This window comes from Micromonospora sp. BL1 (assembly GCF_003667485.1).
Classification (GTDB): domain Bacteria; phylum Actinomycetota; class Actinomycetes; order Mycobacteriales; family Micromonosporaceae; genus Micromonospora; species Micromonospora tulbaghiae.
Genome location: NZ_RCVK01000182.1, coordinates 49,728 through 72,364, shown reverse-complemented (window position 1 = coordinate 72,364; position 22,637 = coordinate 49,728). Strand labels below are relative to the sequence as shown.

Sequence of the window (22,637 nt, the reverse complement as noted above, 5' to 3'; positions counted from 1 at the left end):
GGCCCGACCGACTCCCCCGCCGCGCGCAGCTCCTCCCCCGCCCGGTCGGCCCAGACGGTCGCGCCGAGCAGCGTGAACGCCTCCCGGGCCCGGTGCAGGTGCGCGCGGGCGTCCCGGGGCCGGCGCCGGCGGCGCAGTTCGCGGCCGAACAGCAGCTCGGTGCGGGCGCGCTCGAACCGGTCGGTGTCGGCCGGGTGCAACCGCAGCGCCGCGTGGAACTCCCGTTCGGCCTCCGGGCCGCCGCGGGGCGCGAGCAGCGCCCGGCAGCGCGCGGCGAGCGCCCGCCGCGACGGGCTCGCCGTGCTGCTGGCCCAGTGGTCGAACACGGCCAGCGCGGCGGCCGGCCGCCCGCCGTCCTGGGCGGCGGCCTCCACCAGGTACGGCGTGGCCATCACCTGGACCAGCACCTGCCCCCGGCCGGTGCCGGTACGGGCCAGCGCGGACAGCCGGGCCACCGCGTCGGCGTACCGGCCGTCGATCAGGTCCAGCACGCCGAGCGCCCAGCGGGCGTACGCGTCCGGCCGGCTCCCCGGCGCGGCCCCGTCACCGATCTCGGCGATCCGGGCCAGCGCGGCGTCCCGGTCGGCGCGTACCGCGGCCAGCACGGCGAGGATGCCGAGATGCACCTGGGCGCACACGTGCTGGCCGCCGGCGCGGGCGGCGCGTACGCCCTCGCGGGCGGTCTCCGCCGCGGCCTCGTGCCGGCCCAGCCAGTATTCGGCGACGGCCCGCAGCTCCAGCGCCCGGGGCAGCAGCGACAGCTGGCCGCGTGCGCGGGCCACCTCCACCGCCCGGCCGGCGAGCCGGTGCGCGGGACCGTCCACGGCGACCAGCAGGGCGGCCGCGGCGGCGCAGACGAGCGCGCCGGGGGTGAGCGCGGGCCCGGTCAGCCGGCCGCCGATGACGACGACCCGGCGCAGCGCCGGGCCGCCGCGCCCGTGGTCACCCCGCAGCGTCGCCCCGACGCCCGTGGCGAACGTGGCCAGCAGGTCGAGTTCGGGCGGGTCGCCGGGCCGCCGCAGCGCCTCGGCCCGGCGGGCCACCTCGGCGTACCGGTACTGGTCGCCGGTGACGCAGATGGCCTCGCCGGCCCGGACCAGCGCGAGCAGCGCGGCCCGCCGGTCGGCCGGCGCGATCGCGTCGGCGGCGCCCAGCAGCGTGGCGACCGCGGCGGCGGGCGCGTCGCAGCGCAGTTGCATGTCGCCGCGGAGCAGGTCGGCCCGGCTGTGCGCCGGTCCGGCGGTCAGGCGGCGCAGCAACCCTCGGGCCTGGTCCGGGTCGCCGGCGGTCCAGGCACATCGCGCGGCGGCGATGGTCAGCTCGGCGGCGCGGCCGGGGTCGGGGCTCAGTTCGGCGGCGCGGCGCAGCACGACCGCCGCGGCGGCGCGGTCCGGCACCTCGTCGACCGCCGCCGTCAGCTCGGCGGCGAGCACGTCGGACGGACAGTCGGCGGCGGTGGCGTGGCGCAGCGCCCGGCCCAGCGCGCCCTCGGCGAGCGTGCCGGCCAGCAGCAGGTGGGCCGCGCGCAGGTCGGCGAGCGGCGCGACGGCGGTGATCATCGTGCGGGCGAGCGGGTGCGGGAACGTCACCCCGCCGGGCCCGGTGCGCAGCAGGCCGGCGGCCTCGGCGGGGGCGAGCGCCTCGACGGTCAGGCCGGCCGCCCACGCGGCGCGCACCAGCGTGCCCGGGTCGTCTCCGGGGTCGAGCGCGGCGAGCAGCACCATCCGCCGGGTCGGCACCGGCAGCCGGTCCAGGCGGGCCCGGTACGCGGCGGCGAGCGCGCCGTCCACCGGCGGCGCGTCGGGCAGTGGCGCCTCGCCCCGCCACTGGGCGGGGGTGAGCGTGCCGGCCAGGTCGGCGAGCGCGGCCGGGCTGCCCCGGCTGAGCGCGGCCAGTGCGGCGGCCACCGGCGCGGGTGGCCGCTCCCGCAGTCCGGCGAGCATCGCGTGGCACTCGTGGGCGTCCAGCGGACGCAGCCCGTGGGCCGGCACACCGTCGACAGTGGCCGGGGCGGTCGCGGTCAGCAGCATCGCCACCGGCAGCCGGCGCAGCCGGCGCGCCACCACGGCGAGCGTCCAGGCGCTCTGCGGATCGCCGGTGTCGAGGTCGTCCACCGTGCACAGCAGTGGGCGGTCCGCCGCCACGGCGGCGAGCAGGGACCGCACCGCCGCGGCCAGGGCCAGCCGCTGCTCGGCCGGGCACCCGTCGCCGCCGATCGCGCGGCGCAGCAGCCGCCGCTGCCGCACCGGGAGGGCCGCGTCCGCGTCCAGCACCGGGTCGAGCAGGCGGTGCAGCCCGGCGTAGGGCAGTGTCGCCTCGTCGGCCAGGCCGGCGCCGGCGAGCACCGCGCGCTGCCCGGCCCACCTGCGGGCGTACGCCAGCAGGGCGCTGCGCCCGGAGCCGGGCGGCCCGTGGAACAGCAGCGCGCCGCCGTCGTCGCGTTCGAGGAGGCGGCGGATCGCGTCGCACTCGTCGTCCCGGCCCCACAAGGCTATATGCACTGTCGATGCAGAAACCATGCATCCAGTGTCACCTATGGGCAACCCGCCGGAAAAGAGGCGGACACGCTGTCGGGGTGGTCGCCGCGCGGCGACCACCCCGACAGCGGTGGGGATCAGGAGCTGGGGCAGGTGTTGCGGTACTCCTGGATCGCCGACCCGCTCGGGCCCGGGCAGAGGAACTGCTCGTAGCGGGTGTCGTCGTCGACGAACCGCTTCAGCCAGGCCACCATCTGCTTCGCCGTCGGCGTGTTCGTCGTCTGCGGGAAGAAGTGGCTCGCGCCGTCCAGCTCCAGGTACGCCTTCTCCGACGACGCCGGGATGCTGTTGTAGAACGGGATCGAGTGGGTCGCCACCGGCGCCACGCTGTCGGTCTCGCCGCCGATGATGAGCGTCGGCACCCGCACCTCGGACCAGGTCTTGTCCAGGTTCCAGGGCGCGAGCGGGACGGCGGCCTGCAACGACGGCCGGGCCGCCGCGGCCTCCAGGCTGCCGCCGCCACCCATCGAGTGCCCGGCCACGGCGAGCCGCGAGGAGTCGATCCGGCCGCGCACCGAACTGCGCTGGGTCAGGTAGTCCAGCGCGGCCAGGAGCTGGCGGCCCCGGCTGTCCGGCTGGTCCAGCCGGGTGTTGGTCTCGATGCCGATCACCACGAAGCCGTGCGAGGCGATCCGCGGTCCGAGCCAGCTCAGGCTGGACCAGGAGGCGGTGTAGCCGGGCGAGATGGCGACCGCGCCGAAGGTGCCCTCGGCGGTGCTGGTCGGGTAGTAGATGACGCCGCCGCCGAAGCCGGTCACGCTCAACGAGGAGACGTTGATCGACGAGGTGGCGAACGGGCCGCGGCTGGCCTCCAGGATGGCGCTCGTGGGCGCCGGGCCGCGCTCGTAAGGGCTGGCCGCGCTCGCCGCGGCCGGGACGGCGAGGGCGCCGCCGGTGGCGAGCAGTGCCGCCACGGCGAGACGGGTGAGGGCACGGACGGGGGTACGGGAACGGGTGGTGGGCACGTCGGTCACTCCTTGCGCCGGAATTACATCGACATGCGTCAGCATCCGCGTCCGGGCCGTCGGCGCGCATCGGTGAAATCACCGGTCCCGGGGCGGTGACCCGGCCGTGACATGCACAGCGGACGATTGACCCCATGCATCCGACCCGACGGCGCCTGACCCGGCGGCACCTGCTCGGCGCGACCGCGGCGGCGGGCGTCACCGGCCTGGCCACCGGCTGCGACCCGGACCGCCCGGCGGGCGGGACCGCGGTGCCCGACGACGCGCCCGCCCTGGATCCGGCCAGTTGGGACAGCGTCCGCGCCCAGTTCGCGCTCGACCGCTCCCGGGCGCACCTGGCCACGTTCGTCTTCGCCCCGCACCCGGCCCCGGTACGGGCCGCCGTGGCCACCCACCGCGCCGGCCTCGACCGGGACGCCTCCGGCTACCTGGCCGCGAACGAGGAACGGCTGGACCGGGCGGTGCTCGCCGCGGCGGCGGGGCACCTCGGCGCCCGCTCGGACCACATCGCGCTCACCGACTCCACGACCATGGGCCTCGGCCTGGTCTACAGCGCGATCCGGCTGCGACCGGGCGACGAGGTGCTGACCACCGAGCACGACTTCTACGCCACCCACGAGTCGCTGCGGTTGCGCGCCGAACGCGACGGGGTGACCGTGCGCCGGGCCCGCCTCTACCGCGACGCGGCCACGGCCGGGGCGGACGAGATGGTCGCGGGCCTCACCGCGGCGCTCACGCCGCGTACCCGGGTGGTGGCGCTGACCTGGGTGCACTCCAGCACCGGCGTGAAGCTGCCGGTACGCCGGCTGGCCGAGGCGGTACGCGAGCGCAGCCCGGAGGCGTTGCTCTGCCTCGACGCGGTGCACGGCTTCGGCGCCGACGCGTCCACGCCCGAGCAGCTCGGCTGCGACGTGCTGGTCTCCGGCTGCCACAAGTGGCTGCTCGGGCCGCGCGGCACCGGCCTGGTCTGGGCCGCCGAGCGGGCGTGGGCACGGATGACTCCGGTGATCCCCAGCTTCGACGGACGCGGCATCGGTCGCTGGCTCGCCGGCGGCACGGGTGGGCAGCCCGTGCCGCCGGGCCCGGCGCACACGCCCGGCGGCTACCACAGCTTCGAGCACCGCTGGGCGCTCGCCGACGCGTTCGCGTTCCACCGGCGCATCGGCCCGGCCCGGGTCGCCGAGCGCACCCGGGAGCTGGCCGACCGGCTCAAGGAGGGGCTCGCCGGCATCCGGGGCGTCCGGCTGGTCACGCCGCACGCCGCCGACCTGTCAGCCGGTGTGGTCTGCTGCGAGGTGACCGGCGTGCCGGTGGGCGAGGCGGTGAACCGGCTGTGGTCGGCCGGTGTGGTCGCCAGCAGCACCCCCTACCGGCCGTCGTACCTGCGCTTCGGCGCGACGATCGCCAACGGGGAGCAGGACGTGGAGGCGGCGCTGCGGGCGGTCCGCACGCTGGTGTGAGCCGGCACGGTCGTCACTCGGTGAACTCGCAGAAGGACAGCGCCCTGTCGAGCCGCCCGGCGGCGAGGTCGTCGTGGCGGATCAGGAACCGCGCGTTGACGAACTCCTCGTCCGGCACGCCGAACTGGGCCAGTGGCACCCACTCGCGCATCACCCGCTGCCGTTCCTCGTACAGGGCCACCATCCGCTCCGGGCGGGGCAGGGACCTCGCCTGCCGCTCCCGCTCGGGATCCACCATGATCACCTCAGGGGGGTCCTGCGCCGAGATGGTGTAGCCGCCGATGAAGACGTCCTCCGGCAGCCACCAGTTCCGCTCCGGCCAGAGCTGCTCGAGCAGCGCGCTCATCTCCTTGCGGTGCGGCATGTCGCGCAGGAGCTGGATCTGGGTGGCGCTCAGCCACTCCTCCGAGCGGTCGAGCCAGTCCGGCAGCTCCGCCTGGAGCCCCGCGTACATCTCGTGCTCGGGGGCGAGGAACGGCTCCATCTCGGTGTCGGCGGGCACGACGTACTCACCGTCCACCGTCTCGGCGCCGGCCGGGACGTACACGACCCGCGCGAACTCCTGCTCGGGCTCGATGCCGCAGGCGTCCAGTGCGCTCTCCTGGTCGAGGAAGAACAGCAGCGTGCCGCCGGCCGGCAGGGCGAGGTCGGGAACCCGGGGCAGCGCCGCGCAGTCGAGCCGCAGCAGGAACGGCAACGGGAAACCCTCCGAGCACGTGGGCCACGGCATGCCCACCGGCAGCCGCGGCCGCCCGCCCCGCCGCCCGACGTGCACACCTTCCTCGCGCTGGCAGGCGTGGATCTGGAACCGGATCAGCTCCGCGAAGCGGGCCACCTCGTCCTCGGGCACACCCTGCTCGATCGCCGCCCGCCGGAATTGATCTCTCTCGTTCATGATCGTGGAGAGTAGCCGCACCGTCCGACATGGAGCCTGTACGGCACGGGCGGGATCAGGGCCCGGCTCGCGGCCGCACCGCCGGTGACCAGGTCACGTCGTAGCGCTCGGCGGCCACCGCCTCGGCGAACGCGGTCGCCGCCGCCGGCGAGCCGGCGATGCGCCAGTCCTTCTCCTTGTCCACCTCGAACCAGATCAGCCCGATCAGGTTCGGATAGCGGGGCAGGGTGCGGAACGTGTCCCGGATCCACCGCGCCTTGTGCCCGGCGGCGTCGGCGGCGCCGGTCTCGGTGACCACGAGCGGCTTGCCGGTGACCTTGCGGATCTCCGCGATCGTCGGGCCGAAGATCTGGTCGAACGACCAGTACGTCTTGGTGAACGCGCCGCTGCCGTAGTAGCCGGTGACGCCGACCCAGTCGACGTACTCGTCGCCCGGGTAGAGGCCGGTGAGCCCGGCGGTGGTCTTGTCCCAGCGGGCGTTCGGGCTCCACACCCAGGTGACGTTCGTGGCGCCGGCCTCGGCGAAGAGGTCGTGCACGTGCCGCCAGGCCCGGACGTAGTCGCCGGGGCGGTTGCCGTTGGCCCGCTCGCACCACGGGTACCAGTCGCCGTTCATCTCGTGCGCGAAGCGGATCGCCACCGGGTAGCCCAGCGACCGGACGCCGTCGGCCCAGGAGCGCACGTACGCGTCGAAGTCGCCGCGCGCGATGCGGGCCAGCCGGTAGTCCGGCTGGGTGGCGCGCAGCCGGTCGATCTGCCGGTCGGTCAGGCCGGTGCGGCGGGCCGCCTTGTCGACCGTGTGGTCCCACGGCTCCCAGCCGAGCATCGGCATCATGCCCCGCTCGGCGATCCGGTCGAACAGGCTCCGGTCGAACGCGGCCGACGCCCAGTCGGCGCCGAAGAGCATCACCTGCGGCGACCGCCCGGCCGCCTCGGCGAACCGGTCCACCGGCGCGAAGTCGTACGGGCCCTTGTCCGTCATCACCCCGAAGAACGCCTGCCCGGCCGGGGGGAACGGGCCGCCGCGCGGGCTCGGCAGGACCGCGGCCGGCACGTCGGTGCTGGCCTGCGGCGTCGCCCGGGCGGGCCGCTGCGCCGAGGCGCCCGTCCCCGGGTCGTCACGCCACGCGCCCGGTGCCACCACGAAGGCGTACGCGAGCAGCAGCAACCCGGCCAGTGCCAGGCCCATCCGGGGCAGCGTCGGCCTCAACACGGCACACCGCCGTCGGTCACGGGCCGGGGCACCACCTGGGGCTCCCGGGCCGGTTCGGCGGCCCGGTCCCGGCGGGCCTGCAGACTCTCCACCCAGGAGATCAGCGGCGGCGCGAGCCCGGTCAGCAGCGTCAGCGCCGGCCAGACCCGCAGCAGCGGGTAGTCGTGGTCGAGCGCGAAGCTCGCCGCGAGCAGCCCCGCGGCGGCGAGCGCCCAGCCCAGGTGCAGCCGGAACGTGCGCGGCGACTCGACGGTGCGCAGCGCGCCCTTGGCGGTGACCACGAACCCGAGCTTGCGGCGCAGCAGCGCGCCCACCGCGGCGGCCACGTAGACCGGTCCGGCGAACAGCGCGAGCGCCATGCCGACCATGCCCACCTCCTCCCGCTCGTGCGGGGCGATGTTGAAGCGGCGCAGCCACAGCCAGAGCAGGAACCAGGTGCCGATGGTGGAGCCCCACAGCGTCGCCCAGACCTGCGGGTCGAGCCGTCCCGCGTCGACGCCGGTCAGCAGGTACAGCGCGGTGGCGGCGTTGCCCAGCAGCAGGCTCACGGCCACGCTCGGGTAGTAGAACTGGAGCAGGCGGTACTGCCAGCGACGGCGCGACGGCAGGTCGCGTGGCGTGCGCAGCTCTCGCCGGAGCAGGATCTCGCAGATCCCGGCCGCCCAGCGCTTCTGCTGGTTGAAGTAGTCCGCCCAGGAGGTCGGTCCCTCGCCGAGCGCCACCACGTCGGGGGTGTAGACGCCCTTCCAGCGGTTGCCGGTGGCCGGGTTGACGGCGGCGTGCACGCGGATGCTGGTGAGGTGGTCCTCGATGATCGAGTCCTGGTAGCCGCCGATGGTCCGCCAGGCCGCCGGACGGTAGAGGTGCCCGGTGCCGGTCAGCAGCGGCGCGTCCAGGCCGTTGCCGCCGCGGGCGATCAGCCCGTTGTAGAGGTACTGCTGCACCGAGGCGCCGTGGGCGACGAAGTTCTGGTGCATGTTGCCGTACACCTGGGGGGTCACCACGAACGCGACGTCCGGGTCGCGGAAGTAGCCGAGCGTGCGCTCCAGGAAGTTCGGCAGCGGCACGTGGTCCGGGTCGACGTTCGCGACCACGTCGTAGCGGTGCTCGTGCTCGGCCCGCCAGGCGTTGTGGTTGCCGGACTTGGTGCGGGCCCGGAACTCGCCGCCGGGCCGGTTGTACTCGGGCCGGCCCTTGCGGGTGAAGTGGCGGACGCCCAGCCGCGCGGCCATCGCCCGGACCGCCGGATCGTCGCCCTCGTCGAGGATCCACACGTCGACGTGGCCGCAGTAGACGATCTCCCGGAGCCGGCGCAGTGTCCGCTCGGCGACCTCGATCGGCTCCTTGCTCGGCACGATCGTGGTGAGCAGGGCGACCCGCAGGCCGACCGGCGGGTCGACCGGCACCGGGTCCCGGGCGTGGTAGGCGAAGACCCAGACCACCACGTTCTGCGCCAGGCGGATCAGCTCGACACCGACGACGACGCAGAACGCTAGCCGGGCGGCGACGGTCTGCCAGCCGCCGAGCCCCACGACGCCGGGGCCGGGCACGTGCTGGGGCAGCAGCAGCCAGCCCACGAAGACCAGTCCGGCGGCGCTGTTGACGAACACCAGCAGCGTCAGGACCAGCCGCGCGGCGACCGAGGCGGTGGGGCGGAACTCGACCGCCGCGTCGGGGCAGCGGGGCGGCCGCAGCGGCCCGGCGGTGGCGCCGCAGCGGGCGTACGCGAGGCGGGCGCGGACGTTGCGCTGCCGGCGGTCCGGATCGGCCGGCGTCCCGGGCGGGACGGGCGCGATCGGGCGGGCGCCCGGTGTCCCGGCCGTCGTGGCGCGGGACGGGCGTGTATCGGCGGCGACGGCCACGTTTCCCCCATGGTCTGCAGGCTCTGGAGCCGACAGAATGCTAAGCCGACAATCAACCGCAAAAAGGGCGAATCAGGCAGACATCGCCCGTTCGTCGACGGGTCACCCGGTCACGCGGGAAGCTGGGCCGCCACGGCGAGCAGCGCGACGAGCGCCAGCACGGCGACGGCCCCGGCGGCACGTGCCCGGGACAGCGCGATCCCGCCGAGCACCGCCCAGGCGGGCACCGTGAACAGCAGGTTCCCCGCCGACCAGACCGGCACCGCCTGCGCCAGCGCCAGCAGCCCGAGCGCGGGCACCAGTGCCCAGGCGGTGCAGATCGCGGCGGCGTACCGCAGCGGGAGGCTGAACAGGGCCAGCCCGGCCAGCACGCCGCCGAACGCGGCGACGCCGAACAGGTCTCCGGGCGTGGCCGCCAGCACGGCGGCACCGGGCCGCACGCCGGACGCCAGATGACCGCCGTCGCGCAGGGCGTAACCGAGCAGCGCGGCGACCGGGAGCAGCCCGAGGACCACGGCGGCCAGCCATCTGACCGCGACGCGGCGGCGGAACGCCAGCACGATCCAGCCGTGGCCGGCGAGCAGCAGCAACGCCACCGGCTGGCACAGGCCCAGCAGCAGCACCGCGCCCGCGTAGGGCACGAGCCGCCGCGGGCCCGGCCGGTCCAGCGCGGGCACCAGCAGCCAGGTGGCGAGCACGGCGGCGAACACCGCCGGGGCGTACGGCTGCGCCTCCTGCGCGTACCGGATCGAGGTCGGCAGCACCGCGAAGATCGCCCCGGCCGCCAGGCCCGCGGCGGGCGTGGCGATCCGAGCGGCGAGCGCGCCGACGAGCGCCGCGGCCCCGACCATGGCCAGCAGGGACGGTACGCGCAGCGCGAGGTCCGTCGCGCCGAACAGCGCCGCCCAGCCGCGCACGAGCAGGTGGTACGGCCCGAGCGCGACGTCGTCGCCGGTCAGCGCGGCGCCGATCCCCGGCCACTGCGACGTGGCCGCGCGCCGGGTCGCCACCTCGCCGGCGCTCGGCCCCGATGTCGGGATCCGGGCGGCGCCGAGCGCGCCCATCAGGAGCGCGGGCACCAGCCACGCCGCGATCCGCCACCGGAGCACGCCGGTCGCGGAGCGGACGGCGACCCGGTGCGGCCGGGCCTCGCCCCACGGGTCCTCGACCGCGGCGTCCCCGAGGCGGGGCAGGACCATGGTGTCCGCGTCCATCATCGTGACTCACGCATCCCTGTGGGTGCCGGCGACCGGGACCAGCCGGCCGGGCGGCGAGACGCGACCCGCGCGTGGCGGGCGGCACCGTCCCGGGTCACGGGCTGGATGACATCCTGGAGCCTACTGAGTCAAAAACGACATAACGCCAATATGAGCTGAAAGGGTCCGCCGGCCGCCCCGTGGACGACCGGCGGACCCGGCTCAGCGGAGGTCGGTCGTCGTCCAGCGGGGCGATTCGGCGGTGATCGCGACGGTGTCGCCGGTCAGCGTCGTCCGCGCCTGGACGTCGCGCCGGGCGCTCGTGCCGACCCAGACGTCGACCTCACCGGGCTCCACCACACGGGTCAGCGTGCGGTCGCTGAACGCCAGCCGCGTGGTCGGCACGGTCAGCTCGACCGTGACCGAGGCGCCCGGCTCCAGGCTCACCCGTCGGTAGCCGAGCAGCTGCGCGACCGGCCGGGTCACCGAGGCGACCAGGTCGCGGCCGTAGAGCTGCACCACGTCGTCACCGGCGACCGGGCCGGTGTTCGTCACGCGCACCGACACCCGCAGCGTCCCGTCGGTCGGCACCTCGGCCGGCACGGTCAGATCGGTGTACGCGAACGTGGTGAAGGACAGCCCGTGCCCGAACGGCGCCACCGGGGTCGCCGGCAGGTTGGTGCCGTTCATGCCCTCCCCCAGCTCGGGGTGCAGGTACGAGTACGGCTGCGCGCCGGCCGAGCCGGGCAGGGTGACCGGCAGCCGGCCGGACGGGTTGACCCGCCCGGACAGGACGCCCGCGATCGCTCCGGCGCCCTCCTCACCCGGGAAGAACGTCTGCACCACCGCCGCGCAGCGGGACAGCGCCCAGCCGAGCGTGTACGGGCGGCCGGTGAGCAGCACCAGGACGACAGGGGTGCCGGTGTCCAGCACCGCCTCGACGAGCTGGCGCTGCACGCCGGGCAGCTCCAGGTCGTCCCGGTCGCAGCCCTCGCCGACGGTGCCGCGGCCGAACAGGCTGGCGTGGTCGCCCATCACGAGCACCGCCACGTCGGCGGCGGACGCGGCGGCGACCGCCTCGTCGAACCCGGACCGGTCCGCCGAGTCCACCTCGCAGCCGGCCGCGAAGGTGACCGAGCCGGCGCCGAACTCGGCGCGCACCGCCTCCAGCACGGTCGGCACCTCGAAGCCGGTCTCCACACCCGGGTGGTGGGCCAGCACGTGGTTGAGGAAGGAGTAGCAGCCGAACAGCGCGCCCTGCCGGTCCGCGTTCGGGCCGACGACCGCCACCCGGCGGCCCGCCGGCAGCGGGAGCACACCCTCGTTGGCGACCAGGACGACCGACTCCTCGGCGAGCCGGCGGGCGATCGACCGGTGCTCCGGCGAGTCGAGGTCGATCGCGCCCGGCGGCTCGTCGTCGAACGTGGCGTCGAGCAGCCCGAGTTCCTGCTTCTGGCGCAGGACGCGCAGCACCGCCCGGTCGACCAGCGCCTCGTCGACGGCCCCGGCCCGCACCGACTCGGTCAGGGTCAGGTAGGCGTCACCGGTGGGCAGCTCGATGTCGAGGCCCGCGCTCAGCGCCTGCACCGCCGCCTCCGCGTTGTCGGCCGCGACGTGGTGCAGCAGGTTGAGGAAGGCCACCCCGTAGTAGTCGGCCACCACCGTGCCGTCGAAGCCCCACCGGTCCCGCAGCAGGTCGGTGAGCATCGTCGGGTCGGCCGCGACCGGCACGCCGTCGATCTCGGCGTACGAGTGCATGACGCTGCGGGCGTCGCCGTCGAGCAGCGCCATCTCGAACGGCGGCAGCAGCACGTCGGCGAGTTCCCGGGGACCGGCGTGCACCGGGCCGAAGTTGCGCCCGGCCCGCGAGGCGGAGTAGCCGGCGAAGTGCTTCAGCGTGGCGAGCACGCCCTGCGACTGGAGTCCCCGCACGTACGAGGTGCCGATGGTGCCGACGAGGTACGGGTCCTCGGCGATGCACTCGTCGACCCGGCCCCAGCGGGGATCCCGGATCACGTCCAGCACCGGGGACAGTCCCTGGTGGATGCCGAGCGCGCGCATCGAGGCCCCGATCGCCGCCGCCATCTCGGTGACCAGGTCGGGATCGAACGCGGCGCCCCAGGCCAGCGGCGTCGGGAAGGTGGCCGCCTTCCACGCCGACAGGCCGGTCAGGCACTCCTCGTGCACGATGGCCGGGATGCCCAGCCGGGTGCCCGTCACCAGGTCCCGCTGGAACTTCCACAGCCAGGCCGCGCGGGCGGCGGCGTCGACCGGGCGGGTGCCGTAGGCGCGGGTCAGGTGACCCAGCCCGTGCCGGGAGAAGTCCTCGAGCCGGCCGGTGTCGGCGAACTCGCCCTGCAGGGGCGCGACCGCCTCACCGTCCTCCTTCTCCCAGAACCCGACGAGCTGCGCGACCTTCTCCTCGATCGTCATACGAGCGAGCAGTTCCCGTACGCGCGCCTCGGCGTCGGGCCCGTCCGGCCGGTCGTGGCCCGAACCTGCCTGAGCCGGTACCGGCCCGTCCACCAGCGCGTGGACCTCTGTCATGGTGTGCCTTTCCACTGGTTGTGCTGGTACCGCTGCCGCTCAGCCCTTGACCGCGCCCTGGAGACCGCCCACGATCTGCTTCTCCGCCAGGGTGAAGAACAGCAGCGCCGGCAACATCGCCAGCGACGTGAAGGCGAGGACTCCCGCGGTGTCGGTGGTGTACTGGCTGGAGAAGTTCTGCACGCCCAGCGGCAGGGTGTGCAGGTTGACGTCCCCGAGGACGAGCAGCGGCAGGAGGAACGCGTTCCAGCTCGCCACGAACGCGAGGATGCCGACGGTGACGACCGCGGGCCGCGACAGCGGCAGCACGATCCGCCAGAGGAAGCCGAGCCGGCCGGCGCCGTCGATGGCGGCCGCGTCCTCCAGCTCCCGCGGGATGGCCGACAGGAACGGCCGCAGGATGACGATCGTGAGCGGCAGCGAGAAGGCCACCTGCGGAAGGATCACCGCGTAGTAGGAGTTGATCAGGTTCAGGTCACGCAGCAGGAGGTACAGCGGCAGGATCGCCGCGCCGGCCGGGAACAGCAGGCCGAGGGTGAAGAAGGTGTAGAGCGCCTCGCGTCCCCGGAACGTGTAACGGGCCAGCACGAACGCGGCGGCCATGCCGAGCACCACCACGCCGAGCGTGGTGCCGAACGCGACCACGGCGCTGTTGAACGCCTGCCGCCAGAAGCCGCTCTGCGTGAGCACCCGGTAGTAGTTCTCCCAGACCCACGGGTCGGGCAGGCCGGCCGGGTCGTCCACGATCTGCGGCGTGGTGCGGAAACCGCCGACGATGACGTACACGACGGGCGCGATCGACACGGCCGCGACCGCGAGCGCCAGCGCGTACGTCAGCGGCGTGTTCCACTGCACCGGCCGGCGCCCGGCGGAGGGGGCGGGTACGGAGTTCACGGCCACTGTCACTTCCCCTTCCGGGTGATGGCGCCCTCGATGTCACGGCGGAGCAGGAACCGCTGGAACAGCAGCGCCGCGACGAAGGAGATGGCGAACAGGATCACGGCCACCGCGTTGCCGTAGCCCCACAGCCGGGCGAAGAAGCCGTTGTCCACCATGTACGTGGCCATGGTGGCCGAGGCGCCGAGCGAGCGCACCGCGGGCACCGAGGTCACCCAGACCATGTCGAAGACCTGCAACGAGCCGATCATCGACAGGAACATCCAGATCCGGATGGTGGGGCCGAGCAGCGGCAGCGTGACGTGACGCTGGATCTGCCACCAGCTCGCGCCGTCGATCTCGGCCGCCTCGTTCAGCTCCGGCGGCACGTTCGACAGGCCGGCGAGCAGGAGGATGATGGCGAAGCCGACGTACTTCCAGGTGAGGACGAACAGCAGCGTCCAGATGACCACGTCGAGGTCGGCCAGCCACGCCTGCACGAAGCCGCCCAGGCCGATCGACCGCAGCAGCGCGTCGAGCGTGCCGCCGTCGGTCAGGATCAGCTTCCACATGATGCCGACGGTGACCTCGGCCAGCACGTACGGCACGAAGACCAGCAGGCGGAACGCCGAGCGTCCGCGGAAGCGGCGGTTGAGCAGCAGGGCGATGCCGAGTGCGACGGGGCCCTGGATGAGCAGCGACCCGAACACGATGATCGCGTTGTTGCGCAGCGCGTCGAGGAAGATCGGGTCCTGGAACGCGAGCGTGTAGTTGCGGAAGCCGACGTACTCGGTGGGCGGGCCGACGCCGCGCCAGCGGAACAGGCTGTAGTAGAACGCGAAGCCCATCGGCACCAGCACGAACAGCACGTAGATGAGGACCGCCGGCGTGGTCAGCCCGATGATCTCGTACCACTTGCGGCGGGTCTCGGCGCGGCGTGAGGCGGCTCGTGCGCCGGGCCGGAGGCCCGCCGGCGGCGCGGTCACGCCGCCGGCGGGCATACGGGTCTGCGATGCGGACGTCACTTGCTTGCGGCCGCCTTCATGGCCGAGACGACCTTCTCAGGTGTCCCGTTGCCGGCGAAGATCGCGACGATCGCGTCGTTCATCGCGTTGCCGACGGTGCTGCCGAAGGCGGTGTCGAGCCAGAGCTGCACGTAGGTGGCCGAGGAGGTGGACTCCAGGATGGACTTCAGGGCCGGGTCGGTGACGCCGTCGGCCGCGCCCTTGGCGACCGGCAGGCCGGTGCCGGTGGCGGCGTAGCCCTTCTGCACCTCGGGGCTGACGAGGTACTTGAGGAACTCGACGCACTCGGCCGGGGCGTTCTTGGAACAGGCGAAGCCGTCGCCGCCGCCCAGGGCGGCCTTCGGGTCACCGGCGGAGCCGGAGATCGCCGGGACCGGGAACCAGCCGAGGAACTTGCCCAGGGCCGCCTTGTCGGTGGCCACGGTGTCCAGGGTGCCGCGGTTCCAGTCGCCCATCAGCTCCATCGCGGCCTTGCCGTTGGCGAGCAGGCCGTTGGCGCTGGTCGGGTCGTTCTGGCCCGGCGTGGCGATGAAGTTGTTCTGGAACGGCTTGGTGTCGATGAACGCCTTCAGGTCCTGACCGGCCTTGACGAAGCACGGGTCGTCGAAGGTCCGGTCGGTGGTGGCCTTCTTCAGCGTGTCGACCGAGCAGGCACGCAGCGCGAAGTTGTACCACCAGTGTGCGGCGGGCCACTTGTCACCGGCGCCGAGGGCGATCGGGACGACGTTGATGGCCTTGAGCTTGGTGACCGCGGCGTTGAGTTCCTCGAAGGTGGCCGGCGGCGCCGTGATGCCCGCCCTCGCGAACATGTCCTTGTTGTACCAGATGCCCTCGATGCCCATCCGGTACGGCAGACCGTACTGCTTGCCGTTCACCTGCCAGATCTCCGAGGCGCTGCCGATGTCGGCCACCTCGTCCTTCACCTGGTCGGTGATGTCCTTGAGGTAGTCGGCCTCGACCTGCTCGCGCATCTCGCCGCCGCCCCAGGCCTGGAAGACGTCCGGCGGGTCGTTGCTCAGCAGCGCGGCGGGGAGCCGGGTGCGCTGGAGCTGGTTCGTCTCGATCGCCTCGATCTCGATCTTGACGGTCGGGTGGGCTGCGGAGAAGTCCTTGGCGACCTTCTCCCAGTACGTCTTGCCGGGCCCGTCCTGCGAGGCGTTGTGCCACCAGGTCAACGTCACCGGGTTCTTGTACAGCTCGCTCTCGGCGGCCTTCTCCTCCTCGCCACCACCACTGCACGCGGAGGCCAGCAGAGCGCTTGTCACAAACAGTGCCAGGACGGCACCAGCACGGCGCTTCATCGCCATAGATGTCTCCTCGACCACTTAGCCGGGTTACCTGCGGGGGAGTTTTACAGGGCCGTAACGTGAAGTCAATCGGTATCGATAACGTTTTCGACATCGTCTTCGATCCCGCCGGAGGAGCCCTCTATCATCGTCCGCGTGGTGTTCGAGCAGCGCGTCAAGATGTCGGACGTGGCACGTACGGCCGGCGTCTCGGTGGCAACCGTATCCAAGGTTGTCAATGGAAGGTACGGCGTCGCGCAGGCCACCGTCGAGCGCGTCCAGCAGGTCATCCACGAGCTCGGCTACGAGGCCAGCCTCGGGGCGCAGAGCCTGCGCAGCCACCGCACGAACGTGCTGGGCATCCTGGTCGCCGAGTTCGAGCCGTTCTCCACCGAGTTGCTCAAGGGCGCCTCCCGGGAGGTCGCCGGCAGCGGCTACCAGCTGCTCGCCTACTCCAGCGGCGACGGCGAGGGCGCGGCCATAGGGTGGGAGCGGCGTTCGCTGGCCCGGCTGTCCGGGACGCTCATCGACGGCGCGGTGATCGTGACGCCGACCGTGGTCGAGACCAAGCACGGCTTCCACGTGGTGGCCGTCGACCCGCACACCGGCCCGTCCGGCCTGCCCACCGTCGACTCCGACAACTTCGCCGGTGCGGTGCTGGCCACCGACCACCTGCTGTCGCTCGGGCACCGGCGGATCGCGCACATCAGCGGCCGGCCCGACCTGGAGTCGGCCCGCCTGCGCGAGGCCGGGTTCCGCAAGGCGATGGCCGACGCGGGCGTGCCCGTCGACGAGCAGCTCGTCCGGGTCGGCGGCTTCCGCACCGAGACCGCGGCCAGCACCGCCGCCGAACTGCTCGCGCTCCCCGACCGGCCGACCGCGATCTTCGCCGGCAACGACCTCTCGGCGATCTCCACGGTGGACGTCGCCCGCGGCCTCGGCCTCGGCGTACCGGACGACCTGTCGGTCATCGGCTTCGACAACATCCCGGAGTCGGCACTCGTCGACCCACCGCTCACCACGATCCGGCAGCCGCTGCAACGCATGGGCGCCGAGTCGCTGCGCCTGCTGATCGACCTCATCGCCGGCGTCGAGCGGGACACGCACATCCAGCTCCCCACCGAGCTGGTCGTCCGGGCCTCCTGCCGCCCGCTGCGCTGAGGCGTCACCTCACCCTCCCGATCCGGTGATTGACGGACGGCTATCGGCGTCCGTAATGTTTCGGGCTACTTCCGGAAGTGATACCGGAAGTTTCGGAAGCCCGCACCGTCCGTCCACCCGGGCGCCCGCCGGTCCGTTCCACGCCGCGGCGTTCCCGGCACCGCCACCGCCGGCCCCCGGCCGTGCGCACCCTCCCGAAAGGAACGACCATGAAGCTGAGACGTTGGCTCGCCGCCGGCGCCGTCGCCGTCGTGACCGCCACCGCCCTCAACGTCGTCCCCGCGACGGCCGGACGGCCGTACGACCCGGCCGCGCAGAGCCTGCGCGAGCTGGCCAAGCGCCACGGCCTGTACGTGGGCACCGCAGTGGACATGGCCGCCCTCAACGACGCCAGCGAACCGCAGTACCGCCAGATAGCCGCGTCCGAGTTCTCCACTGTCACCGCCGAGAACGTGATGAAGTGGGAGAGCCTCGAACCCACCCGCGGCACCTACAACTGGGGCCCGGCCGACGAGCTGATCGACTTCGCCCGCAAGAACAACCAGCGGGTCCGGGGCCACGTGCTGGTCTGGCACAACCAGTTGCCCGCGTGGCTGACGAGCGGGGTCGCGGACGGCTCGATCAGCAAGGCCGAGCTGCGCCAGATCCTGCGCGACCACATCACCGCTGTGGTCACCCACTTCAAGGGCAAGATCTGGCAGTGGGACGTGGTGAACGAGGCGGTCAGCGACCCCTGGGACACCCCGTCCACCCTGCACTACAAGGGGTTCTGGGCGCAGAACCTCGGGCCCGGCTACATCGCCGACGCGTTCCGCTGGGCCCGCGCCGCCGACCCGAAGGCGCTGCTGTTCTACAACGACTACAACATCGAGGCGTTCGGCTCCGGCAACCCGGCCGACGACAAGACGCAGTTCGTCTACAACATGGCCCGTGACCTGCGGGCCAAGGGCGTGCCGATCGACGGCGTGGGCGCACAGGGCCACCTGGGCACCCAGTACGGCAACTTCAGCACGCTCCAGGTGGCCGCGGCGCTGCGCAAGTTCGCCGGGCTCGGGCTGGCCACGGCCCTCACCGAGGTGGACGTGCGCAGCCAGATCACCGAAGGGGTGGAGGCCGGCGACTCCGCGGAGATCAACCCGCGCCTGCAGGCGTCCGCGGCGAACTTCAGCGTGCTGATGCAGGCCTGCCTGGCCGAGCGGCACTGCCTGTCGTTCACCCTCTGGGGCTTCACCGACAAGCACTCCTGGGTGCCCGGGGCGTTCTCCGACCCGCCGGAGGGCCTGGCCACCGTCTACGACGAGAACTACCAGCCGAAGCTCGCGTACCACGAGCTGAAGTCGGACCTGATCTTCTCCGGTCCGCCCTACGTGCTGCCGCGCATCCCGCAGCACCCGCGCCGCTAGACGACCGGCGCACCACGGCGGGGCCGGTCCGGTGACCGGCCCCGCCGCCTGTGTCCGGCCGGTCCGCGCTCACGCCGCCCGGCGCCGGCCCAGTTCCGACTCCAGCCGCCCGATGAGCGTCTTGCGGGCCTTGCCGCCGCGCTCCCGGCGCAGCGCCGCGCCGAGCTGGCGGGTGTCGAGGTCGCGGACCAGCTTGACCGCCTCGGTCACCGGCAGCTCGTTGATCTGCTCGGCGGCCGTGGCGTCCCGGCGGGCCCGCTTCGCCGGGCCGGTGTTCGGCACGTACTGGCGGCCGGAGCGCGACGCGCGGCGCTTGCGGGTGTCGGTGGCGCGCCGTTCGTTCTCCGACAGCTCCTTCCACGCCTGTTCGGGCAGGTAACGGCGCGTTTCGCCACCGTTGCGGGCGCGCGTGTCACCGCTGCGGGTCTGCCACTTCTCGCCGCCCCAGCGTTGCAGCGAGCGCTGCCGTGCGTCCTTCGGGCCCTCGAATCCCCCGCCGGCCTTCTTGTACTCGTTCGTCAGCAGCTGCGACTTGCGGGCCGACCACTGCCCCGGCCGTCCGCCCCTGTCGGAGGCGCGGATCTCGGCCTTGAGGCGTTCGCGCAGTTCCGGCTCGGTGTACTTCGCCATGACGCAGCGTTACCCGGACCGGGAGCGGCCATGCCGGTCAGCCGGTCAGCCGGACGCCGGCCGGTACACCAGATCCATCGTGTCGGTGCGCCCCGACCAGTCCAGCCGCAGCCGCCAGCACCCGGCGGCCGGCAGGTCGACGATGGACGGCCCGGGCCCGCCGTCCACCCGGCGGACGACCGGACTGTCCGTCCCGTCGCGCGTCGCGGTGATCACCAGGGGTGTCCGCTGCGCCGGCTCGGACCGGCCCGGCTCGGGGCGCGCCACCCAGAGGATCTTGTTGTTCGCGCCGTCGCCGCGCGCGTGCACCAGCGGGTACGCGAACAGGATCGCCACGATGTCGCCCCGGGTGCCGAAGACGTGCCGCACCCGGGTGTCGCCGGTGAACCCGGCATCCGCCCAGTCCGGCAGCCGGCCGGTCTCCAGCCGCTCCGCGCAGGCCGCCGGCACGGCCGGTTCCGCGGCGGGCGTGGTGGCCGGGACCGTGGCCGGCGCGCCCGCCGGGACCGCGGCCGGGCCGCTGCAACCGGCCAGCAGCAGGACCGGCACCAGCAGGACTCTTCTCCGAACGGACATCCGGCCTCCCCCGTCGACGACTCTCGTCTTCAGGACACCGCCCGGCGCCCCGAGGTTCCCGCCGCTCACTGGACCGAGGACGCTACGTCCAGCGCCTGCTCACGGGTGAGGTCGCCCTCCAGCCGGTAGCTCACCCCGGCCCGCTCCCAGATCAGCGTGGCGGCGGACAACCGCGCGGTGGCGACCCGTTCCGTCCCCGAACGGTCCACGTACGCCAGCGCGTGCGGACCGCCCACCCAGATCGCGAACTCGCCGCCGACCTGGGTGAGCGTCACGTCCGCCCCGGCGGACCGCTTGTGGAACACGATGTCGAGCGAGCCGTCGAACGCGTCCAGCCGCACCGTCCCGCCCCGGTAGAGCAGGCTGACGACCCGGTGCGCGCCGGCGCCGTCCGGATCGGCGACGAGCACACGTTCGGGCGGGCCGAGGCGGGCCGGCACGCGGACCGGGAAGCGGACCTGCCGCTGCGCCTCGGCGAGCGCGACCTGGTGCTGCGCGGGCAGCGGCGAGGGCGTACCCGCCGGTGGCGGCGCGGGTGCGGTGTCGATGACGACCCCGGAGATCCGCAGCAGCCCGGTCACCGCGCCGGCGAGTGCGGCCCGGCCCGGCGGCAGCGCCGCCACGAGCAGGGCGGCGAGCGCGGCGGCCAGCACGTACCGCCACCGGCGGCGCGGCGCGGGCGCGTCGAGCCGGGCGCGGACCCGCGCGGTGAGGTCGGGCGTCCGCGCCGGCTCCAGCCAGCCGGTCAGCTCACGCAGCTCCCGTTCCAGGTCATCCACGGTGCGCCACCTCCCGGTCCAGCAGGGCACGCAGCTTCGCCAGCGCCCGGTGGGTCCGTGACTTCACGGTGCCCCGGGGCAGCCCCAGCACGGTCACCGTCTCGTCCTCGCCGAGGTCGAGCAGGTAGCGGCAGACGATCACCTCCCGGTCGCGGACGGGCAGCCGGCGCAGCGCCCCGACCAGCGCGGCCCGGCGCTCGGCCGCCAGCACGGCGTCGAGCCCGTCGTCGGCGGTGACCGTCGCGACCGGGTCCACCGCCGCCGCGCGCAGCGTCAGCCCGTCGCGCCGGGTGCGCGTCCGGTGCAGGTTCCGGGTCTCGTTGGCGACGATCGCGAGCAGCCAGGACCGGAACGACGCCTCGGCCCGGTAGCGGGAGAGTTTCCGGTACGCCTTCACGAACGCCTCCTGGACCACGTCCTCGGCGTCCGGACCGGCGCCGAGCAGCACCGCAGTCCGGTACGCGGGCGCGGTGTGCCGGGCGACCAGGGCGTCGTACGCCTCCCGGTCGCCGGCGCGTACGCGGGTGACGAGTTCGTCGTCGTCCAGGGCAGCCTCCGTCGGTCCGCTTCCATGACACCGCTCGCGCCGCCCGGGTTCCACCGGGAGTTTGGCCGGGTGCCGGGGCGGAAAGAGTGGCGGGATGAGCTGGGCGAAGAGAGCCGTACCCGCAGCCGTCGCCGCCGTCGCCGCGCTGGCGGCGCGGGACCTGCTGCAACGCGACCACGCGCTGCGCCGCAACTTCCCGGTGCTGGGCCGGGCCCGGTACCGGATCGAGTCGATCGGCCCGGAGCTGCGGCAGTACATCGTGGCCGGCAACGACGAGGAACGGCCGTTCACCCGCGACCAGCGGCGCTGGGTGTACGCCTCGGCCAAGCAGGAGAACAACTACTTCGGTTTCGGCACCGACAACGACATCGAGCACACGTCCGGCTATCCGATCATCAAGCACCGGACGTTCGGCCGGGCGGTTCCGCCGTCGGCGCCGACCGCCGGGCACGACGTGACGCTGCCCTGCGCCAAGGTGCTCGGCGCGGCGCGCGGCCGGGCGCACGCGTTCCGGCCGGAGTCGGTGGTGAACATCTCCGGGATGAGCTTCGGGTCGCTGTCCGGCAACGCGGTCGAGGCGCTCAACCGGGGCGCCGCGCTGGCCGGGTGCCTGCACAACACCGGTGAGGGCGGGCTGTCGCCGTACCACCGCAACGGCGGCGAGCTGGTCTTCCAGCTCGGCACCGCGTACTTCGGCTGCCGCGACGAGCAGGGCCGGTTCAGTCTGGAACGGCTCAAGGACCTGGTGGCGTCGGCGCCGGTACGCGCGCTGGAGATCAAGCTCAGCCAGGGCGCCAAGCCGAGCCTCGGCGGGCTGCTGCCGGCGGCGAAGGTCTCCGCCGAGATCGCCGCCACCCGGGGCATCCCGGCCGGACGCGACTGCGTCAGCCCGTCCCGGCACGCCGAGTTCTCCGACTGCGACAGCCTGCTGGACTGGGTGGAACTGCTCGCCGCCGAGACCGGTCTGCCGGTCGGCATCAAGTCCGCCGTCGGCGACCTGGGGTTCTGGGAGGAGCTGACCACGCTGATGCGCGACACCGGCCGTGGCGTGGACTTCGTGACCGTCGACGGCGGCGAGGGCGGCACCGGCGCCGCGCCGCTGATCTTCAGCGACTCCGTCTCGCTGCCGTTCCAGCAGGGCTTCTCCCGGGTCTACCGGACGTTCGCCGAACGCGACCTGCACGAGAGCGTGGTGTTCGTCGGCGCCGGCAAGCTGGGCCTGCCGGACAACGCCGTGGTGGCGTTCGCGCTCGGCGCCGACATGGTCAACGTCGGGCGGGAGGCGATGCTGGCGATCGGCTGCATCCAGGCGCAGAAGTGCCACACCGACACCTGCCCGACCGGTGTCGCCACGCAGAACGCCTGGCTGGCCCGGGGTCTGGACCCTGCCCGCAAGTCGGTCCGGGCCGCGAACTACATCCGTACGCTGCGCCGCGACCTGGTCAAGGTGGCCGAGGCGTGTGGCGTCGAGCATCCCGGGCTGATCGGCACCGACTCGGTGGAGATCCTCGACGGCCGGACCTCCTCGATCCCGCTGGACCGGGCGTTCGGCTACCGGCCGGAGTGGGGGATGCCGTCGGCAGCCGACCGGTCGGAGATCGTCCGGCTGATGACGGGCGAGGCCCCGCAGGGCGGCAGCGCACCGCCCTCCCCCACCGCCGTCGGCTGACCCGGGCGGC

18 protein-coding genes are annotated in these 22,637 nt (G+C 73.8%); 4 read left to right on the top strand and 14 right to left on the bottom strand.

What is annotated here, in order from left to right:
- On the bottom strand, window positions 1–2,519 hold a 2,519-nt coding region (locus EAD96_RS07800; RefSeq protein WP_147457852.1), incomplete at its 3' end, for an AAA family ATPase.
- A gap of 95 nt (window positions 2,520–2,614) precedes the next feature.
- Window positions 2,615–3,502, bottom strand: a complete 888-nt coding sequence (locus tag EAD96_RS07795) for an alpha/beta hydrolase (protein WP_121683757.1) — start codon at window positions 3,500–3,502, stop codon at window positions 2,615–2,617.
- Between the two features lie 134 nt (window positions 3,503–3,636).
- On the opposite strand from EAD96_RS07795, the gene EAD96_RS07790 reads away from it, so the two are divergent.
- The gene (locus tag EAD96_RS07790) at window positions 3,637–4,962 is read left to right on the top strand and encodes an aminotransferase class V-fold PLP-dependent enzyme (protein WP_121683754.1); all 1,326 of its coding nucleotides are present in this window, start codon (window positions 3,637–3,639) and stop codon (window positions 4,960–4,962) included.
- Window positions 4,963–4,975: 13 nt separating this feature from the next.
- On the opposite strand, the gene EAD96_RS07785 is transcribed toward EAD96_RS07790, so the two are convergent.
- The 8 genes from EAD96_RS07785 to EAD96_RS07750 all read right to left on the bottom strand — a co-directional run bounded on the left by EAD96_RS07785 (window position 4,976) and on the right by EAD96_RS07750 (window position 15,841).
- Window positions 4,976–5,857, bottom strand: coding sequence for a DUF1963 domain-containing protein (locus EAD96_RS07785; RefSeq protein ID WP_147457851.1), 882 nt, complete (start codon window positions 5,855–5,857; stop codon window positions 4,976–4,978).
- Window positions 5,858–5,912: 55 nt separating this feature from the next.
- The gene (locus tag EAD96_RS07780; RefSeq protein ID WP_233585523.1) at window positions 5,913–7,046 is read right to left on the bottom strand and encodes a glycoside hydrolase family 26 protein; all 1,134 of its coding nucleotides are present in this window, start codon (window positions 7,044–7,046) and stop codon (window positions 5,913–5,915) included.
- A gap of 17 nt (window positions 7,047–7,063) precedes the next feature.
- Complete coding sequence (locus EAD96_RS07775; protein WP_121683751.1) at window positions 7,064–8,932, bottom strand: glycosyltransferase family 2 protein; 1,869 nt, start codon at window positions 8,930–8,932, stop codon at window positions 7,064–7,066.
- Window positions 8,933–9,042: 110 nt separating this feature from the next.
- Window positions 9,043–10,149, bottom strand: coding sequence for a glycosyltransferase family 39 protein (locus tag EAD96_RS07770; protein ID WP_121683750.1), 1,107 nt, complete (start codon window positions 10,147–10,149; stop codon window positions 9,043–9,045).
- Between the two features lie 201 nt (window positions 10,150–10,350).
- The gene (locus EAD96_RS07765; protein ID WP_121683749.1) at window positions 10,351–12,675 is read right to left on the bottom strand and encodes a glycoside hydrolase family 3 N-terminal domain-containing protein; all 2,325 of its coding nucleotides are present in this window, start codon (window positions 12,673–12,675) and stop codon (window positions 10,351–10,353) included.
- Window positions 12,676–12,714: 39 nt separating this feature from the next.
- Window positions 12,715–13,581, bottom strand: coding sequence for a carbohydrate ABC transporter permease (locus EAD96_RS07760; RefSeq protein WP_121683748.1), 867 nt, complete (start codon window positions 13,579–13,581; stop codon window positions 12,715–12,717).
- Window positions 13,578–14,576: a carbohydrate ABC transporter permease gene (locus tag EAD96_RS07755; RefSeq protein ID WP_121683747.1), complete on the bottom strand. Its 999-nt coding sequence runs from the start codon at window positions 14,574–14,576 to the stop codon at window positions 13,578–13,580. Before EAD96_RS07755 ends, EAD96_RS07760 begins: the two co-directional genes overlap by 4 nt.
- On the bottom strand, window positions 14,573–15,841 hold the full coding sequence (locus EAD96_RS07750; RefSeq protein WP_233585521.1) for an ABC transporter substrate-binding protein: 1,269 nt from the start codon (window positions 15,839–15,841) through the stop codon (window positions 14,573–14,575). The genes EAD96_RS07755 and EAD96_RS07750 overlap by 4 nt, the downstream gene beginning before the upstream one ends.
- A 177-nt stretch (window positions 15,842–16,018) precedes the next feature.
- On the opposite strand from EAD96_RS07750, the gene EAD96_RS07745 reads away from it, so the two are divergent.
- Complete coding sequence (locus EAD96_RS07745) at window positions 16,019–17,023, top strand: LacI family DNA-binding transcriptional regulator (RefSeq protein ID WP_120569507.1); 1,005 nt, start codon at window positions 16,019–16,021, stop codon at window positions 17,021–17,023.
- Between the two features lie 209 nt (window positions 17,024–17,232).
- Window positions 17,233–18,426 (top strand): endo-1,4-beta-xylanase, encoded by a 1,194-nt coding sequence (locus EAD96_RS07740; protein WP_121683745.1) that lies wholly within the window; start codon window positions 17,233–17,235, stop codon window positions 18,424–18,426.
- A gap of 69 nt (window positions 18,427–18,495) precedes the next feature.
- On the opposite strand, the gene EAD96_RS07735 is transcribed toward EAD96_RS07740, so the two are convergent.
- From EAD96_RS07735 to EAD96_RS07720, 4 genes are all read right to left on the bottom strand, one after another.
- Window positions 18,496–19,056 carry a DUF5872 domain-containing protein gene (locus EAD96_RS07735; protein WP_121683744.1) on the bottom strand — a complete coding sequence of 187 codons (561 nt, stop codon included), beginning with the start codon at window positions 19,054–19,056 and terminating at the stop codon, window positions 18,496–18,498.
- Between the two features lie 45 nt (window positions 19,057–19,101).
- Complete coding sequence (locus EAD96_RS07730; protein ID WP_121683743.1) at window positions 19,102–19,632, bottom strand: hypothetical protein; 531 nt, start codon at window positions 19,630–19,632, stop codon at window positions 19,102–19,104.
- Window positions 19,633–19,697: 65 nt separating this feature from the next.
- Window positions 19,698–20,411 carry a hypothetical protein gene (locus EAD96_RS07725; protein ID WP_121683742.1) on the bottom strand — a complete coding sequence of 238 codons (714 nt, stop codon included), beginning with the start codon at window positions 20,409–20,411 and terminating at the stop codon, window positions 19,698–19,700.
- Window positions 20,404–21,012 (bottom strand): RNA polymerase sigma factor, encoded by a 609-nt coding sequence (locus EAD96_RS07720; protein WP_121683741.1) that lies wholly within the window; start codon window positions 21,010–21,012, stop codon window positions 20,404–20,406. The genes EAD96_RS07725 and EAD96_RS07720 overlap by 8 nt, the downstream gene beginning before the upstream one ends.
- A 40-nt stretch (window positions 21,013–21,052) precedes the next feature.
- Between EAD96_RS07720 and EAD96_RS07715 the strand changes: the two genes are divergently transcribed.
- Window positions 21,053–22,627, top strand: a complete 1,575-nt coding sequence (locus EAD96_RS07715) for an FMN-binding glutamate synthase family protein (RefSeq protein WP_121683740.1) — start codon at window positions 21,053–21,055, stop codon at window positions 22,625–22,627.
- Window positions 22,628–22,637 lie beyond the last annotated feature (10 nt).

What these genes read in the sequence shown, in the direction of transcription:
- EAD96_RS07790 (WP_121683754.1), top strand. Translation starts at nt 3,637, where the DNA reads ATGCATCCGACCCGACGGCGCCTGACCCGGCGGCACCTGCTCGGCGCG.
- EAD96_RS07785 (WP_147457851.1), bottom strand. Translation starts at nt 5,857, where the DNA reads ATGAACGAGAGAGATCAATTCCGGCGGGCGGCGATCGAGCAGGGTGTG.
- EAD96_RS07780 (WP_233585523.1), bottom strand. Translation starts at nt 7,046, where the DNA reads ATGGGCCTGGCACTGGCCGGGTTGCTGCTGCTCGCGTACGCCTTCGTG.
- EAD96_RS07770 (WP_121683750.1), bottom strand. Translation starts at nt 10,149, where the DNA reads ATGATGGACGCGGACACCATGGTCCTGCCCCGCCTCGGGGACGCCGCG.
- EAD96_RS07765 (WP_121683749.1), bottom strand. Translation starts at nt 12,675, where the DNA reads ATGACAGAGGTCCACGCGCTGGTGGACGGGCCGGTACCGGCTCAGGCA.
- EAD96_RS07740 (WP_121683745.1), top strand. Translation starts at nt 17,233, where the DNA reads ATGAAGCTGAGACGTTGGCTCGCCGCCGGCGCCGTCGCCGTCGTGACC.
- EAD96_RS07735 (WP_121683744.1), bottom strand. Translation starts at nt 19,056, where the DNA reads ATGGCGAAGTACACCGAGCCGGAACTGCGCGAACGCCTCAAGGCCGAG.
- EAD96_RS07730 (WP_121683743.1), bottom strand. Translation starts at nt 19,632, where the DNA reads ATGTCCGTTCGGAGAAGAGTCCTGCTGGTGCCGGTCCTGCTGCTGGCC.
- EAD96_RS07715 (WP_121683740.1), top strand. Translation starts at nt 21,053, where the DNA reads ATGAGCTGGGCGAAGAGAGCCGTACCCGCAGCCGTCGCCGCCGTCGCC.